The sequence below is a fragment of the Nocardioides sp. GCM10023255 genome, assembly GCF_042653125.1.
Taxonomy (GTDB): domain Bacteria; phylum Actinomycetota; class Actinomycetes; order Propionibacteriales; family Nocardioidaceae; genus Nocardioides.
This window is the reverse complement of the sequence record NZ_JBHSHU010000009.1, coordinates 1-15493: the sequence shown is the minus strand read 5'-3', so window position 1 is coordinate 15493 and position 15493 is coordinate 1. Positions and strand designations below refer to the sequence as shown.

At 73.2% G+C, this 15493-nt stretch carries 13 protein-coding genes and 1 pseudogene; 8 read left to right on the top strand and 6 right to left on the bottom strand.

All coding sequences use genetic code 11. The features are described 5' to 3' along the window. The first annotated feature begins 72 nt into the window (after positions 1–72). Complete coding sequence (locus ACFO9I_RS13825; protein WP_379181777.1) at positions 73–1329, top strand: YncE family protein; 1257 nt, start codon at positions 73–75, stop codon at positions 1327–1329. A gap of 10 nt (positions 1330–1339) precedes the next feature. Here ACFO9I_RS13825 and ACFO9I_RS13820 read toward each other — a convergent pair whose 3' ends face one another. Continuing rightward, on the bottom strand, positions 1340–2512 hold the full coding sequence (locus ACFO9I_RS13820) for a pyridoxal phosphate-dependent aminotransferase (protein ID WP_379181775.1): 1173 nt from the start codon (positions 2510–2512) through the stop codon (positions 1340–1342). A 101-nt stretch (positions 2513–2613) separates the two neighbouring features. Here ACFO9I_RS13820 and ACFO9I_RS13815 point away from each other — a divergent pair, with 101 nt between their 5' ends. Further along, entirely contained in the window at positions 2614–4128 is a 1515-nt protein-coding gene (locus ACFO9I_RS13815; RefSeq protein WP_379181773.1) for a potassium/proton antiporter, read from the top strand. A gap of 10 nt (positions 4129–4138) precedes the next feature. On the opposite strand, the gene ACFO9I_RS13810 is transcribed toward ACFO9I_RS13815, so the two are convergent. Together ACFO9I_RS13810 and ACFO9I_RS13805 are read right to left on the bottom strand one after the other, a co-directional pair. Then, complete coding sequence (locus ACFO9I_RS13810) at positions 4139–4648, bottom strand: LytR C-terminal domain-containing protein (RefSeq protein ID WP_379181771.1); 510 nt, start codon at positions 4646–4648, stop codon at positions 4139–4141. Continuing rightward, positions 4648–4944: a type II toxin-antitoxin system VapB family antitoxin gene (locus tag ACFO9I_RS13805; RefSeq protein ID WP_379181769.1), complete on the bottom strand. Its 297-nt coding sequence runs from the start codon at positions 4942–4944 to the stop codon at positions 4648–4650. Before ACFO9I_RS13805 ends, ACFO9I_RS13810 begins: the two co-directional genes overlap by 1 nt. 85 nt (positions 4945–5029) lie before the next feature. On the opposite strand from ACFO9I_RS13805, the gene ACFO9I_RS13800 reads away from it, so the two are divergent. Beyond that, positions 5030–6649 (top strand): helicase HerA-like domain-containing protein, encoded by a 1620-nt coding sequence (locus ACFO9I_RS13800; protein WP_379181767.1) that lies wholly within the window; start codon positions 5030–5032, stop codon positions 6647–6649. A gap of 22 nt (positions 6650–6671) precedes the next feature. Here the strand turns inward: ACFO9I_RS13800 and ACFO9I_RS13795 are convergent, their stop codons facing one another. From ACFO9I_RS13795 to ACFO9I_RS13785, 3 genes are all read right to left on the bottom strand, one after another. Further along, entirely contained in the window at positions 6672–6842 is a 171-nt protein-coding gene (locus tag ACFO9I_RS13795; RefSeq protein ID WP_379181765.1) for a hypothetical protein, read from the bottom strand. Positions 6843–6948: 106 nt separating this feature from the next. Continuing rightward, positions 6949–10929 (bottom strand): type VII secretion protein EccCa, encoded by a 3981-nt coding sequence (eccCa, locus tag ACFO9I_RS13790; protein WP_379181763.1) that lies wholly within the window; start codon positions 10927–10929, stop codon positions 6949–6951. A gap of 67 nt (positions 10930–10996) precedes the next feature. Then, positions 10997–11596 carry a hypothetical protein gene (locus ACFO9I_RS13785; protein WP_379181761.1) on the bottom strand — a complete coding sequence of 200 codons (600 nt, stop codon included), beginning with the start codon at positions 11594–11596 and terminating at the stop codon, positions 10997–10999. Between the two features lie 113 nt (positions 11597–11709). Between ACFO9I_RS13785 and ACFO9I_RS13780 the strand changes: the two genes are divergently transcribed. The 5 genes and pseudogenes from ACFO9I_RS13780 to ACFO9I_RS13760 all read left to right on the top strand — a co-directional run. Continuing rightward, positions 11710–13080, top strand: a complete 1371-nt coding sequence (locus tag ACFO9I_RS13780; RefSeq protein ID WP_379181759.1) for a hypothetical protein — start codon at positions 11710–11712, stop codon at positions 13078–13080. Between the two features lie 126 nt (positions 13081–13206). Next, on the top strand, positions 13207–13530 hold the full coding sequence (locus ACFO9I_RS13775; protein WP_379181757.1) for a WXG100 family type VII secretion target: 324 nt from the start codon (positions 13207–13209) through the stop codon (positions 13528–13530). 29 nt (positions 13531–13559) lie between these two features. After that, complete coding sequence (locus ACFO9I_RS13770) at positions 13560–13856, top strand: WXG100 family type VII secretion target (RefSeq protein ID WP_379181755.1); 297 nt, start codon at positions 13560–13562, stop codon at positions 13854–13856. Between the two features lie 97 nt (positions 13857–13953). Beyond that, on the top strand, positions 13954–14412 hold the full coding sequence (locus tag ACFO9I_RS13765; protein WP_379181753.1) for a hypothetical protein: 459 nt from the start codon (positions 13954–13956) through the stop codon (positions 14410–14412). Next, a pseudogene (locus tag ACFO9I_RS13760) lies at positions 14409–15493 on the top strand (hypothetical protein); the annotation flags it as partial. The gene ACFO9I_RS13765 and the pseudogene ACFO9I_RS13760, both read left to right, overlap by 4 nt.

Genomic DNA, 15493 nt, shown 5'->3' with positions numbered 1-15493 from the left:
AACCCCCGGACGGCGCGGGTCGTTGGCCACCGCGACGGGTCCGACCCGCGACCGCCACCCCCAGGAGCTGCCATGCCTCGCTTCCGTGTCCGCCGTCTCATCGGCCCCGGTGCCCTGCTCGCCGTGCTGGCGTCGGTGCTGCCTGCGGCCCCCGGGGCGACGGCGGCGGCGGGCGACGCGCCGGAGCCGGACGTGCGGCGGGCGGTGTTCGTCGGCAACAACTGGGACGGCACCGCCGACGTCCTCGCCCCCGGCTCCTTCGAGCGGCTGGGACGGATCGACGTGGTCCCGGACCGCGACGAGCGGATGCAGGAGATCGCCACCAACCCGGTCCGGATGACCTTCTTCCTCGCGATCCGCCAGGAGATCGGCGAGGGGCACGACCAGCTCGTCGACGACATGTACTCCTCGCGCGACGGGCGCCTGCTCGTGGTGTCGCGGCCGTCGTTCGCGGACGTCGTCGCGATCAGCCTGGAGACGAAGAAGATCGTCTGGCGCTTCCCGGTCGCGGGGTACCGCTCCGACCACATGGCCATGTCCCCGGACGGTCGGCGGGTGGTCGTGAGCGCCTCGACGGCCGGTGTCGTGCACGTGCTGCGGGTGCGCGACGGCAAGGAGGTCGGGCAGTTCCCCTCGGGTGGCTCCCCGCACGAGAGCGTCTTCATCGACGGCGGCCGCCGGATCCTGCACGCCAGCATCGGCATGGTCTACAGCCCGCTGGACCAGCCGGAGGCCGACGCCACCAAGCAGGAGCGGCTGCTCGAGATCGTGGACGCGCGCACCTTCGAGGTGCTGCGGAGGTACGACCTGCGCAAGTCCCTCGACGAGCGCGGCATGACCCGGACCAGCACCGCCGTGCGGCCGCTGACCCTCAGCCCCGACGACCGGACCTTCTACTTCCAGGTCTCGTTCCTCCACGGCTTCCTCGAGATGGACCGCGCGAGCGGGCGGATCACCCGGGTGAAGCACCTGCCGAACCTCGTGAAGGACACCCCGCGAGAGCAGTACCTCCTCGACTCCGCCCACCACGGCATCGCGATGAACCCGGCCGGCACGAAGCTCTGCGTCGCCGGCACCATGTCGGACTACGCGACCGTCGTCGACGCCCGCACCTTCGACCGCGGCCGGCTGCTGAAGGCCGGGCTCAAGCCCTACTGGGTGACGCCGAGCTGGGACGGCCGCACGTGCTACGTCTCGTGGAGCGGGTCGGACCGGATCTCGAAGATCTCCTACCGCACCGGCCGGGTCGTGCAGAGCGCGCGGGTCGGAGACCACCCGCAGCGGGTGCGCAACGGGTACGTCGACCGGTCCCTGGTCCCCGGACTGTGACGCAGCCGGTTCAGAGGGCGCCGGCCAGCCGGTCCAGCGCCCGCTGGATGTCGCTGCCGGGCCCGGCGAAGCTCAGCCGGACGAACCGGTTGCCGTCGACGGTGTCGAAGTCGACGCCCGGCGCGACCGCCACGCCGGTGCGGGCGAGCAGGTCGTGGGCGAAGGTCATCGAGTCGTCGGTGAGGTGCCCGACGTCGGCGTACACGTAGAACGCCCCGTCGGCGGGGGCCAGCTCGGTGATCCCCAGCCGGGGCAGGCCCTCGAGGAGCAGCTTCCGGTTGTGGGCGTACCTCCGGACGTGGCTGTCCAGCTCGGCGTACGACGCGTCCTGGAAGGCGGCCAGTGACGCGTGCTGGGCGAGCACCGGCGGGCAAATCGTGAAGTTGCCGGTCAGCACGTCGACCGCACGACGCAGGTGGGCCGGCGCCAGCATCCAGCCGATCCGCCACCCCGTCATCGAGAAGTACTTCGAGAACGAGCTGAACACCACCGCCCGGCGGCTGGTCTCCCACGCGCTGCGCGACATCGGGGCGCCGCCGTCGAGCGGGGCGTACTCGATGCCGTGGTAGATCTCGTCCGAGATCAGCTGGACGCGGTTCTCGTCGCACCACGCGGCGAGGTCGGCCAGCTCCGCGGGCAGCAGCATGGTGCCGGTGGGGTTGGCCGGGCTCGCCAGCACCAGGCCCTTGACGTCCGGGATGCGGGCCACCTGCTCGACCGTCGGCTGGAAGCGGGTCGCCGGCCCGGTCGGGATCTCCACGACCTCGCAGCCCAGCGCCGTGAGCACGTTGCGGTAGCAGGGGTAGCCCGGGCGGGCCATCGCGACGCGGTCACCGGCCTCGAACGCCGCGAGGAACGCGAGCAGGAAGCCGCCGCTGGACCCGGTGGTGACCACGACCTCGTCGGGGTCGACCTCGATCCCGTGCGTGCGACGGTGGTGGCCAGCGATCGCCTCGCGCAGCTCGAGGATCCCGGTGGCGGGCGTGTAGCCGAGCGCCTCCCCCGACCGGAGCAGGCGCACCGCCTCCTCGAGCACCGGGACGGGCGCGCCCGTGCTCGGCTGCCCCGCCAGCAGGTTGAGCGTGTCACCGTGCGTGCGCTGTCGCTCGGCGGAGGCCGCCAACAGGTCCATCACGTGGAACGGCGGCACGTTCGCCCGGCTGGCGGCTTCGAAGCGGTTCACCCGTTCGACCCTAACGACGTCGCGTGCGCGTCCACGATCGGCCGCCGAGCCGCCCCGCTAGACTGCGTGTCCGCCGCCCCTGCGATTGCGCGAGGTGACCCTTGACCTTTGACGTCCACCAGCTCGACACCTTCGTCCTGGTGGGGTCCGCGGTCACGTTCCTGGCCATCCTGGCCGTGCGGCTCTCCTCGCGGGCCGGCCTGCCCAGCCTGCTGATCTACCTGCTGATGGGGGTGGCGCTCGGTGAGTCCGGCGCCGGGATCCACTTCTCGAACGCCGAGCTGACCCACTCCCTGGGCTTCGCCGCGCTGGCGGTGATCCTGGCCGAGGGTGGTCTCACCACCCGGTGGAGCGAGGCCCGGCCCTCGATGAGGTTGGGTCTCTCGCTGGCGACCGTGGGCGTTGCGGTGTCCGTCGCGGTCATGGCGCTCGCCGCCCACTACGTCCTCGGCCTGCCGTGGCAGCTGGCCGTGCTGCTGGGGGCGGTGACGTCGCCCACCGACGCGGCCGCGGTGTTCTCCGTGCTCCGGGTGGTGCCGCTGCCGCGGCGGCTGGTCGGCACCCTCGAGGCGGAGTCCGGGCTCAACGACGCGCCGACCGTGGTCCTGGTGACCCTGGTCTCCACCGGTGCCGTCGCCGACCACGGCCTCCTCGGCACCGCCGGGATCGTGGTCTACGAGCTGGCGGCCGGCACCGTGCTCGGTCTCGTGTGCGGGTTCGGCGGTGCCTGGATCATGCGCCGGGCCGCGCTGCCGTCCTCGGGCCTCTACCCCCTGGCGGTCCTGACCCTCACGTTCCTGGCGTACGGCACCGCCGCCGCCGTCCACGGCTCCGGCTTCGCCGCGGTGTACGTCGCCGCGCTGGTGCTGGGCAACATGGAGCTCCCGCACCGGGCCGCGACCCGCTCCTTCGCCGAGGGCGTGGCGTGGCTGGCGCAGATCGGCCTGTTCGTGATGCTCGGACTGCTGCTGACGCCGTCACGCATCAGCCTGTCCACCCTGGGGCTGGCCGTGGTCGCCGGCCTGGTGCTCACGTTCGTGGCCCGGCCGGTGTCGGTGGTGGTGAGCGCGGTGGTGCAGCGGATGGGCTGGCGCGAGCTGTCGTTCCTGTCCTGGGCCGGGCTGCGCGGTGCGGTCCCCATCGTGCTCACCACGATCCCGCTCGCCGAGGGGGTGGAGGGCTCGACCCGGCTGTTCGACCTGGTGTTCGTGATGGTCGTGATCTACACGCTGCTGACCGGGCCGACGCTGCCCTGGGCCGCGCGGGTGCTGAAGGTCGCCCGCCGCTCCGAGCCCCGGGGCCTGGAGGTCGAGGCGGCGCCCCTGGAGCGCATCGCCGCCGACCTGCTGCAGGTCTCGATCAGCCCGGTCTCGCGCATGCACGGCGTCGAGGTGGGCGAGCTGCGCCTGCCCAAGGGTGCCTCGGTGAGCATGGTGATCCGGGAGGGGGAGACCCTGGTGCCCGAACGGCGTACGGTCCTGCGGCACGGCGACGACCTGCTCGTGGTCACGCCGCGCAAGCTGCGGGTGCAGACCGAGCAGCGGCTGCGCCAGGTCAGCGAGGGCGGTCGCCTGGCGCAGTGGCTGGGGCGCGAGGAGGAGCGCCGGCGCGGGTGACGGTCGCGGCTCAGCTCACCGGAGGCGAGCAGATCTCGGCATCGCTGCGGGCCACGATCTTCCTGGGACCGCGGACCAGCTTGTCGAAGCCGTCCCCCACGATCACGGCGACCCCGGCGCCGGGCGTCTTCCGCTTCTCGACGACCGGGACCCGCGACCCGAGCTGGCGGGCCACCAGCAGCGCCGCGGGGTTGTGCCGGTCGTCGGTCCAGACCTGCACCCTCGCCACGTCCTCACCTCGCGAGGTGTTGCCGCTCTCGCCGACCTGGAAGCCGCGTCGCTGGAGCATCGCCATCGTCTGCGCGGCCAGCCCCTGACGGTCACCGGCGTTGAAGACGCTGACGACCACCTGCTCGGGGAAGACCTTCTCGCCCTCGGCCACCGGCTGGTCCTCGCACAGCGCCGGGTCGGCCTTGCCGGGGAAGGGCTCGGTCATCGCCGACCAGCCCCACAGCGCGCCGACCAGCAGCAGGACACCCAGGACGCCGATGGTGGCGGCAGACCGGGCGCCCGCGCGCATCAGCCCTCCACGAGGTGGACGCGGGCGTGCAGGACGTTGCGCTGCTGCAGCGCGGCTCGCAGGGCCCGGTGGAGGCCGTCCTCGAGGTAGTACTCGCCGCGCCACTCCACGACGTGGGCGAACAGGTCGCCGTAGAACGTGGAGTCCTCGTCGAGCAGCGCGGCCAGCTGCAGCGTGTCCTTGGTGGTGACCAGCTCGTCGAGGCGCACCTGGCGCGGCGGCACGGCCGCCCACGCCCGCGAGGACAGCCCGTGGTCGGGGTACGGCCGCCCCTCGCCGACGCGCTTGAAGATCACGCCGCGACTATAACCACCGCGTCCGTGCGGGCGCCGTCGCGCGAGATCGCGCGGCCGGGGGACGCACGCTCGTAGTCTCGGGGCCATGACCGACATGCCGCCGCCCGCAGCCGCCGCAGGTGAGAGCCCGATCGCCGCGGCGGTCGCCCCCGGGTACGCGTTCGAGGGGCCGGCGCTGGACCTCGGCGGGCTGGTCTTGGACGCCGACCGGCTCAGCGACGTACGCATCCGGATCCCCCTGGCCATGGTGAACCGGCACGGCCTCGTGGCCGGCGCGACGGGGACGGGGAAGACCAAGACCCTGCAGCTGCTCGCCGAGCAGCTCAGCGCCCAAGGGGTCCCCGTGTTCGCCGCCGACGTCAAGGGCGACCTGTCCGGCCTGATGACTCCGGGCACCCCGAGCGAGAAGGTCGCGGAGCGGGCCGCCTCGGTCGGCCAGGAGTGGCGCGCCACCGGGTTCCCGGTCGAGCTCTACGCCCTGGGCGGGCGGGGCACGGGCGTCCCGCTGCGGGTGACGATGTCCGCGTTCGGCCCGGTGCTGCTGAGCAAGGTGCTCGGCCTCAACGACACCCAGGCCTCCAGCCTCGGGCTGGTCTTCCACTACGCCGACGGTGCCGGGCTCCCGCTGCTCGACCTCGCCGACCTGCGAGCGGTGGTGGCGCACCTGGTCAGCGACGAGGGCCGGGCCGAGCTCAAGAGTCTCGGTGGGCTCTCCACCGCGACGGCCGGGGTGATCCTGCGCGAGCTGATCGCGTTCTCGGACCAGGGCGCCGACGCGTTCTTCGGCGAGCCCGAATTCGAGACCGCCGACCTGCTGCGCACGGCAGCCGACGGGCGTGGCGTGATCAGCCTCGTCGAGCTGCCGGACCTGCAGGACCGGCCGACCGTGTTCTCGACGTTCCTCATGTGGCTGCTCGCGGACCTGTTCCACGACCTCCCCGAGGTCGGCGACGTCGACAAGCCGAAGCTCGTGTTCTTCTTCGACGAGGCCCACCTGCTCTTCGACGACGCGTCCGAGGAGTTCCTCGACCAGGTCGCGCAGACGGTGCGGCTGATCAGGTCCAAGGGCGTGGGCGTCTTCTTCGTGACGCAGAGCCCCACCGACGTCCCCGACGACGTGCTCGCGCAGCTCGGCTCGCGGGTGCAGCACCAGCTGCGGGCGCACACGCCCAACGACGCCAAGGCGCTGCGCGCGACGGTCGACACCTACCCGCGGTCGGCGTACGACGACCTCGGCGAGGTCATCACCGGACTCGGGATCGGGGAGGCGGTCGTGACCGTGATGGACGAACGTGGCGCCCCCACCCCGGTCGCCTGGACCCGGCTGCGCGCGCCCGAGTCCCTCATGGGCCCGGCCGACGCCGCCGCGATGCAGGCCGCGGTCGCGGCCAGCCCCGGCCAGGCGAGGTACGGCGTGCCCGTCGACCGGGACTCCGCCCGCGAGATGCTGGCCGCCCGTCTCGAGGAGGGCGCCCGCAAGCAGGCCGAGGAGCAGCGGGCCGACCGGGAGCCTGCCGGTCGGCAGCCGCGGACCCGGACGCCGCGACCGCCGGCGAGGAAGGGCACCGGCAGGAGCGGCTCGCGGGCGCCCGAGGACACCGGTGACCTGGTCACGGACGTGGTCACCTCACCGGTCTTCAAGGATCTCGTGCGCACCGCCGCCCGCGAGATCGCGCGCGGGATGTTCCGCACCGGCCGGCGCTGACGGCGCCGGCCGGTCCCGTCGCTCAGGCGGACCAGCGCACCGAGTCGTCGACGAAGTCGGCCCAGGCGTTGACGCCGCGCAGGTCGGCGCGGGACTCCATCAGGCTGGTGAGCGCCTGCGCGTGCCGCGTGCGCAGGTCGCGCTGCTCGGCGACGCGGTCGACGTCGTGCCCGGTCGTGGCGTTGTTCTCCATGTCGGCCCCCAGGGTGGTGCGTGTGCGGTTGACGTGGCACCAGCCTGCAGGGTCCAGATCGCCGGGAGGTTGACTGGGAGTTACAAGTACGTCTCGCCGGACCGGCTCACAGCGCCTGGTCGGTCCAGGCCATCTGCACGACCTCGATGCCGCGGTCCCGCGACACGAGCCGGCCACGGCCGGGCGGCGCCGGCAGCGGCTTGATGTTGCCGATGAGCGGGCCCTCGTCGGGGGACCCGGACAGCAGCAGCCCCGGCATGGCCAGGTCGCGCATCGACTGGAGCACGGGCTCGTAGAGCGCGCGAGACGCGCCTCCGGACCGGCGGGCGACGGCGATGTGGAGCCCGACGTCGCGTGCCTGGGCCATCAGCGGCTGCAGCGCCTGCACCGGCGAGCTCTGCTGGGTGGCGACCAGGTCGTAGTCGTCGACGACGACGAACACCTCCGCGCCCTTCCACCACGCGCGGTTGCGCAGCTGCTCCGGGGTGACGTCGGGTCCGGGGATGCGGTTCTCGAGGTAGCTGGCGAGGTCGCGGATCGCGGGCTGGGCCTGGGTGGCCGAGGTCAGGTAGTTGAGGAGGTACTCGTCGGGGACCTCGCCCAGCAGCGAGCGGCGGTAGTCCACGATGACGATCTGCGCCTCCTGCGGTGTCCGCGTGCGCATGATCTCGCGCACGTAGGTCCGCAGCACCGCGCTCTTCCCGGACTGCCCGTCACCGAAGATCAGCAGGTGCGGCTCGCTGTCGGCGTCCAGCCCGACCGGCGCCAGCTCCTTCTCGTTGATGCCGAGCAGCAGGCGCTTGTCGGTGTCGGCGGGGCCGGCCTGCGCCAGCACGTCGGCGAGGTCGATGCGCTCGGGCAGCAGGCGCAGCTTGGGGCCCGACGGGCCGTGCCACGCGGCCGAGACCCGCTTGATCAGGTCGTCCACGCCGTCGCCGAGGGTGTCGGCGTCGGGGGCGCCGTCGACCCGCGGGAGCGCGGCGAGGAAGTGCAGCTTGCCGGGGACCAGGCCGCGACCAGCCCGACCGCTGGGCACCAGCGCCGCGATCTTGCGGTCGATCTCGGAGTCCATCGGGTCGCCGAGACGCAGCTCGAGCCGGGTGCCGAACATGTCGCGCATCGCCGCGCGGAAGTCCGCCCAGCGCGCGGCGCCGGCCACGATGTGGAGGCCGAAGGTGAGACCCCGCGTGGCCAGCTGCTGCAGCTCCATCTCGATGTCGTCGAAGTCGGCGCGCAGGGTGCTCCACCCGTCGACGACGAGGAACACGTCGCCGTACCCGTCGTCCGCGCGGCCGGCGGCACGACGGGAGCGGTAGGTCTCGATCGAGTCGATGCCCTGGGCCCGGAAGTAGGCCTCGCGCCGGTCGACGACGCCCTGCACCTCCGCGAGGATGCGGCGGACGACGTCGGGCTCGGAACGGGTGCCGACGCCGGCGACGTGCGGCAGCTTGGTCAGGGGCGCGAAGGTGCCGCCGCCGAAGTCCAGGACGAACACCTGGGTCTCCAGCGGGGTCGTGGTCAGCGCCAGGCTGGTGACGATGGTGCGCAGCAGGGTGCTCTTGCCGCTGCGCGGGCCGCCCACCACGGCCACGTGCCCGCTGGCGCCGCTGAGGTTCACGGTGAGGGTGTCGCGGCGCTGCTCACGCGGCCGGTCCACGGTCCCGAGCGGGATGACCAGGCCGCCGAGGCCGCGCCACTGCGGGGAGACCAGGCCGAGCTGGGGGTCCTCGGTGAGGTCAGCCATCAGCTCGTCGAGCGTGTCGGGGACGTCCAGCGGCGGCAGCCAGACCTGGTGGGCCGCCGGACCCTGGCCGACCATGTGGTCGACGGCGATGTCGAGCAGCGACTGCTGGTCGCCGTGGTCGGGCGCCGCCACCGGCTCGGGCTCCGGCTCGGAGGTCTCGAGGGTGTGCACCTCGGAGATCGTGAAGGGCAGGATGCCCTTGAGGTGGCCGCCCTCGTCGCGACGTACCCGCACCCGGCCCGACGGCGGACCGGACACGTAGGCCGCCTTGAACCGCAGCAGCGTGGAGGGGTCGGGCTTGAGGTAGCCCAGGCCCGGCACGGCCGGCAGCTCGTAGGCGTCGGGGACGCCGAGCACCGAGCGGGACTCGCCGGCGCTGAACGTGCGCAGGCCGACCCGGTAGGACAGGTGGGACTCCAGGCCGCGCAGCCGACCCTCCTCGAGCCGCTGCGACGCGAGCAGCAGGTGGAGGCCGAGCGAGCGGCCGAGGCGGCCGATGGCCACGAAGAGGTCGATGAACTCCGGCTTGGCCGACAGCATCTCGGAGAACTCGTCGACCACCAGGAACAGCGACGGCAGCGGCGCCAGGTCCTCGCCGGCGGCACGCGCCTTCTCGTAGTCCCGCACCGAGGCGAAGTTGCCGGCCTCGCGGAGCAGCTCCTGGCGCCGCACCATCTCGCCGGACAGTGCGTCCTGCATGCGGTCGACCAGCGTGAGCTCCTGGGCGAGGTTGGTGATCACCGCGGAGACGTGCGGCATCTCCGCCATGCCGGCGAACGTCGCGCCACCCTTGAAGTCGACGAGCACCATGTTGAGCTGCTCGGGGGAGTGGGTCAGCGCCAGCCCGAGGACCAGCGTGCGCAGGAACTCGGACTTGCCGGAGCCGGTCGCGCCGATGACCAGGCCGTGCGGGCCCATGCCCTGCTGTGCCGACTCCTTGATGTCGAGGTGGACCACCGAGCCACCCTCGCCGAGCCCGATCGGCACCCGCAGCCGGTCGCGTGCCGGACGCGGGCGCCAGGCCGCCGCCGGGTCGAACGAGCGGACGTCGCCGAGCGCGAGGAGCTCCATGAAGTCGGAGGGACCGTTGATCTCGCCGGACGTGTCCTCGCTGGGACCGGACGCGATCGTGTGCAGCGGGGTGAGCCGCCGGGCGAACGCCTCGGCGGTGGCCAGGTCGCACTGGTCGACCCGGGCGCGGATCGGCTCCTCGCGCAGTCGCAGCGCCCGGACCGGGAAGCGGCCGTCGGACGCGGCCTCGCCCTCGAACTGGATCCGCAGGCGGGTCGCGTCGTCGAGCTCGTCCCAGCGGGCCGGCAGGTCGAGCAGCGTGACGCCGTGCAGCCCGTCTGGCGGGATGACGTGGTTGCCCGGCGGGAGGGCCGCGCCGTCGGTGACGAGCAGGATGTGGGGGGTGGCCGGCCGCTCGGCGGCGCCGAAGCGCGGCCGGTCGCTCAGGTCCGGGGGCAGGAGCGCGGCGAGGTCGGTCAGCGACGTCGAGACCATGCGCATCGGGCCGACCGCGTCGGAGGCGCGCGCGCTCAGGCCGTGGGGCAGCCACTTGATCCAGTCCCAGTGCGCGAGGTTCTGCTCCGAGCACAGCACCGCGACGACGAGGTGCTCGGGGGAGTGGAACGTGGTGGCCGAGCAGATCATCGCGCGGGCCAGGGACCGGGCCGGCTCCTCCGGGCCGCACACCTCGACCCGGTCGAAGGCGCGCAGGTCCACCGACGCCGGCAGGTCCGGCTGCAGGCGGTGCACGACCAGCAGCCGGTGCAGCGCCGAGGCGGCAGCGGGGTCGACCTGGTCGATGGGCGCGCTCTCCGGCGGGACCAGCTCCAGCGAGAGCGGCTGGGCGCACACGCCGTACCGGACGTGCAGGAAGTTGGCGTCGGCGCTGCCGTGCTCCCACACGCGGGTCCGCTCCTCGGCCAGCGCCGGGAGCGCGCTGGGCTCGGGGTGGTGCCAGGTCAGGGCGCGGCGCTGCTGGTCGGCGGCCTCGCGCGCGACCTTGCGGACGTTGGCGAGGTAGCGGAGGTACTCCGTGCGCGACCCGCTGACCTGCTGGGTGCGCTGCTTACGCTGCCGGTCCAGCTGCACGATGATGAAGCCGAGGGTGGCGAAGAGGAACATGCCGGCCGCGATGTAGCTGCGCCCGCCGGTCGCGTTGCCCATCGTCGCCACCAGCACGATCGAGCCGAGGCTGCCCAGCATCGGGATCGCGTTCATCAGGACGCCGCTGGCGCCCTCGTTGGGCTCGATCTGCGGTGGCGGCTGGAGCACGATCTGCCCGGTGGGCATCTCGGGTTCGTCGAGCCGGGTCCCGCGAAGCGTCGTACTCACCAAGTCCCCCTGTGGTCTCGCCGTCGCCCGATGATAGAGGCGGCCGGCGCCGTGCCGGCCGTGCGCGTCACTTCCACTGCCAGCTGGCGAGGACGGAGTCCGCGAGCCGACGCAGCTCCGGGACCGGCAGGACGCTGTCGATGGTCACGTCGATGTGCCGGTCCCGGTAGGCGGCACCGTAGGTCTCGGTGTGCCGTCCGAGGCCCACCGGGCCGGTGAGGTGGTACGCCGGCTCACCGGCCAGCGTCGTCTCGTCTGCGATCCGGGGGTCGCGCTCCCACAGCCCGTGACGCAGGGTGCTGTGCGCGAGCTGGTCGAGGGTGGGCTGCTTGCCGTAGGTCGGTGTGATCCCGAAGGAGATCTCGGTCCTGCCGCCGGGGTCGTAGGTGTAGATGGAGAAGTCCTCGGCGGTCACGTCCACGGTGAAGCCCCGGGGCACGTGCGCGGTGAAGTAGCTGGTGTCGACGGCCTTGCCCGAGGCGGGTGGCACGCTCGGGGTCGGCGGCCCGGACTGCGGCGAGCCGGTCGCGGAGGACGGCGGTCGGCCGCTCTCACCGGCAGCGGAGTCCTGGGAGCCGGTGCACCCGGTCAGCAGCAGCGCTGCCAGCGCGAGCGCGATCGAGGCGCTGCCGGCGCGCGTCGCACCGGCCCGGTCCCGAGATGTCACGTCCCCACTCCCCGCTCGTCGTGTGGTCGCTCGATGATAGGCGTGGCCCAGGACACCGACTACCCTGCACTCCGCGGGCGGCGGGCGCCCGGGCATCGATCGGGGGAGGCAGCGTGGTCGCTGGTGCGGGGGCCGACGGACTGGCCCTGAGTGTCCACGGGCCGCTGGGCGTCCTGGACCTCGTGGTCCCCGCCGGTGCTGCCGCGGTCGACGTCGCCCGGGAGTACGCCCAGCAGTCCGGCCTCCAGACCGTCCCGTTCCTGTTCACCAGCCTCGGCAGTCCGCTCGGCGCCGACACGGCGCTGGCCACCGTGGGCATCTCGACCGGTGACCTCCTGGTCGCGACCACGTCAGCGACCCCACCCGCGGAGGTGTCCACCGAGCGCGGCGCTGGGGTCCGCTCGGTGGCCGGGGGGCCGGGACCGGTCGCGGTCCTCTGGCTCTGCCTCGCGGTCGGTGCCGCCGTGCTCTCCGGCTGGTTCGCGGCGCGCACCGAGTCCTCGTCGCTGCACCAGGTCGCCGTGGCCCTGCTCGCCGTCGCCGCCGTCATCGGGGTGCTGCCCGTCGGTCCGCTCGCGGCCCATCGTGCCGTCGCTGCCCCGGCCTTCGCCGGCGCGGCCGCGTTCGCAGTGGCCTGGGACCCCGCCCCGGAGCGGCTCCCGACCGTGATCGGGGTCGCTGCGCTGGTCGCAGCCGTCGCCGCCGCCGTCGCCCGGGCGCTCGACCGCCGGACGGAGGAGGCCCTGCGGGTGTGGATCGCCGTCGGTGTGGGCGTCTTCCTCCTGACCGCCGTCGCCGCGTTGCTGGGCCTCGCCCCGCAGGTGCCGTGGGCGGTGCTGCTGCTGGCGACCATGCTGGCCGCCCGCTTCGTGCCGGGCTTCGCCATCGACGTCCCCGACAACGTGCTCATCGACCTCGAGCGGCTCGCGGTCACCGCGTGGTCGGCCCGGGACCGGCGGCCTGGCCGTCGGGGCCGGGCGGTGGTGTCCAGGTCCGCCGTCGCCGCCGTGGCCTCCCGGGGCACCCGCATCGTCACGGCCTACAGCGTGGCGATCCTGGTCGTGGCGACGCTGTCGGCGCCGCTGCTCCTGCTGACCGTCACCCTCCCGATCGACAGGATCGGCGCGAGGTGCCTGGTCCTCTTCTGCGGGGGTGGCCTGCTGCTGGCGGCGCGCAGCTACCGGCACAGCGCCGCGCGCGCCCTGCTGCGGACCGCGGGGCTGGCGTGCTGGGTCACGCTGGCGGTCGCCGTGCTGCCGACCCTCTCCGGCCGGACCGGGCTGGTCGTCGCCGTCGTCTCCGTCGTGGCCGCGGTGCTGCTGGTGGTCGTCGCGGTCGCGACGGGGCGCGGCTGGCGCTCGGCCTGGTGGTCGCGTCGCGCAGAGGTGGCCGAGGCGCTGTGCGGGTCCGCGGCGGTGGCCACCCTGCTGGTCGCGGCCGGGGTTTTCCGCAGCCTGTGGGAATCGGTCCATCTCGATGTTTAGGTGCAAACCCGTCGGGTAAACGCCACCGTGTCCGAGTCGCGCTGAACCGGGTCGGACTGACAGGGCAGAGAAACACCACGAAACTCGAGCGGCGACATGCCGCCGCCACGGGGGAAGGAATGGCACATGTCGAACAGCTCTCCTGAGATGGGACAGGGTGAGAAGACACTCACCCGCGCAGCCGGGATGGTCTCGGACGCGAAGAAGGACTTCGACGGGATGAGCAATCGTCTCGACGGCCAGATCGGCGGCCTGCGCAACAAGTGGGCCGGCGCCGGCGGCTCGGCGTTCTTCGCGCTGCACCAGGCCTGGACCGAGAAGCAGAAGGTCATCACGAACGCCCTGAACGACTTCGAGGCGTCCCTCACGTCCACCGAGCGGGACAACATCAACACCGACGAGGCTCAGTCGGCCAACTACAACCGGACCGCCGGTCGCCTCGGCGGCTGACCGCCACGACCAGGACTGAGGAGAGACCCATGAACCTCGACGGACTTCGCGTCAACCACGCCGGCCTCGACACCGCGGCCGAGGACATGTACCGCACGGTCAAGGACATCGACGACCGCCTGAACCGCCTCGAGCAGGAGCTCGCGCCGCTGCGCAGCGACTGGACCGGTAACGCCCAGCAGGCGTACCAGACGGCCAAGGCCAAGTGGGACGGCGCCATCCAGGAGATGCGCAACCTGCTCGACGAGACCAGCAAGACGGTCTACCAGTCGAACGCCGAGTACAAGGCCGCGGACCAGCGCGGCGCGGCGTCGTTCGACATCTGACGACAGGGTCGTCCGCGACGGGGTCGGGTGCTCACCATGCACCCGGCCCCGTCGACGCTGTTCGCGACATGACACACACGGGGGTAGGTAGCACGTCATGGCACTACCGGATCTGTACGGCGACCTCAGGAACGCCCTGCAGGAGCTGAACGACCAGCTCGAGCTCAAGATCGACCAGGCCGCGATCGACAACGTGATGGCGACGCTCGACGACCGCGCCATCGACGTCCACCACAGTCGGTTCACCAGCCTGTCCGTGCCGACGTCGGCGTTCGGCGCCTCGAGCAAGGGCCTGGAGCTCGGTGACCACCACGCCAAGGCCCACGAGGTGATCCGCGAGACCCTGCACGGGGTGCTCGCCGACCTCAACGCCTTCAAGGACGGCCTGGTCAGGGCCGAGAAGCTCGTGCGCGGTGCGGACGAGTCCGCGGCAGCAGACCTCGACCGCAAGCGCGCCGCCGACATCCTGGTCGACGTCGCCCACCGGTCCCAGGGCGATCGCCGCAACCACGAGGCGCGCAACCAGCTCCTCGGCGACGGAGGTGCGTCCTCGTGACGGGGCCCCAGCAGGAGCGCCTCCGCGCGTCGGTGCAGGGCGCCAACAGCGGGCTCGTCGACACCGCCCGGGCGGAGTGGGCGGCCGGAGCCCGGCTGCTCGCCAACGTGGCCCGGGCCCTCGAGGACGCTGCCCCGAACATCCAGGACCAGATCGGCGAGACGGGCAAGGCCGCTGCCGCCGCCTTCCGCAAGGTGTCCGCGAAGGTCGACACCCGGTCGCAGCAGATGCTCGACGCGGGTTCGGCGCTCCTGGCAGCACACGGTGCGCTCGCCCACGCCGAGCGGCTGCAGGCGACGTTCGACAGCCACCCGCTCTCCGAGCCCACCCGACCCAGGACGGCACCAGGGGCGAGCAGCCCCGAGGACGTGAAGGCCAGCCAGAAGTACGACACCGACAAGGCGGCGTACGACGCCGCGGTGGCCGACCGGGAGGCGCAGGCCCGGGCCGCGGCGGACCACCTGGACGCGGTGTACGACGACTCCACGGCCACCATGAAGAAGGTGCACGGCGAGCCCGACCGGCCGCCGGTGCCTGTCGACGGCGGGGACGGCGGCGGTGACCGCACCGGTGGCACCCCCTCGGGCGGAGGTCGGGGCGGCTACGTCCCCGGGCCCGGCGGTCGCAGCGACCACACCGCGACGACCTCGCAGACCACGGGCACGCACCACACCACCGTCCACACGACGGACGACACGACGACCGGCCTCACGACGACCCACAGCACAGCGGAGCCGGTCGACCACTCGCTGCCGCCCGGAAGCTCGCAGGGCGGCACGGCCTCGACCACGGGGTCGTCGACGCCACCGGCCGGGACGACGCCCGGGGCGGGAGTCCCGGGCGGGACCCCGGCTGGGGGGACCACGACCGGTGGCCCTGCGCCCGCCGCAGGCGGGCCGACCGGCGCCGTCGGGGGTGGTGCGCTCGGCGGGCTCACCGGCATCTCCGGTGCGGTGCGCGGTCCGCTCGGCGTCCCGACCGGCGGCGCCGGCTCGGCGTCCGCAGCCGGCGGTCGCGCGCTCGGCAGCACCGCACGCGCCGGCGCCTCCGGCGGCGCGCTGGGCCGATCGGCGACCGGGAC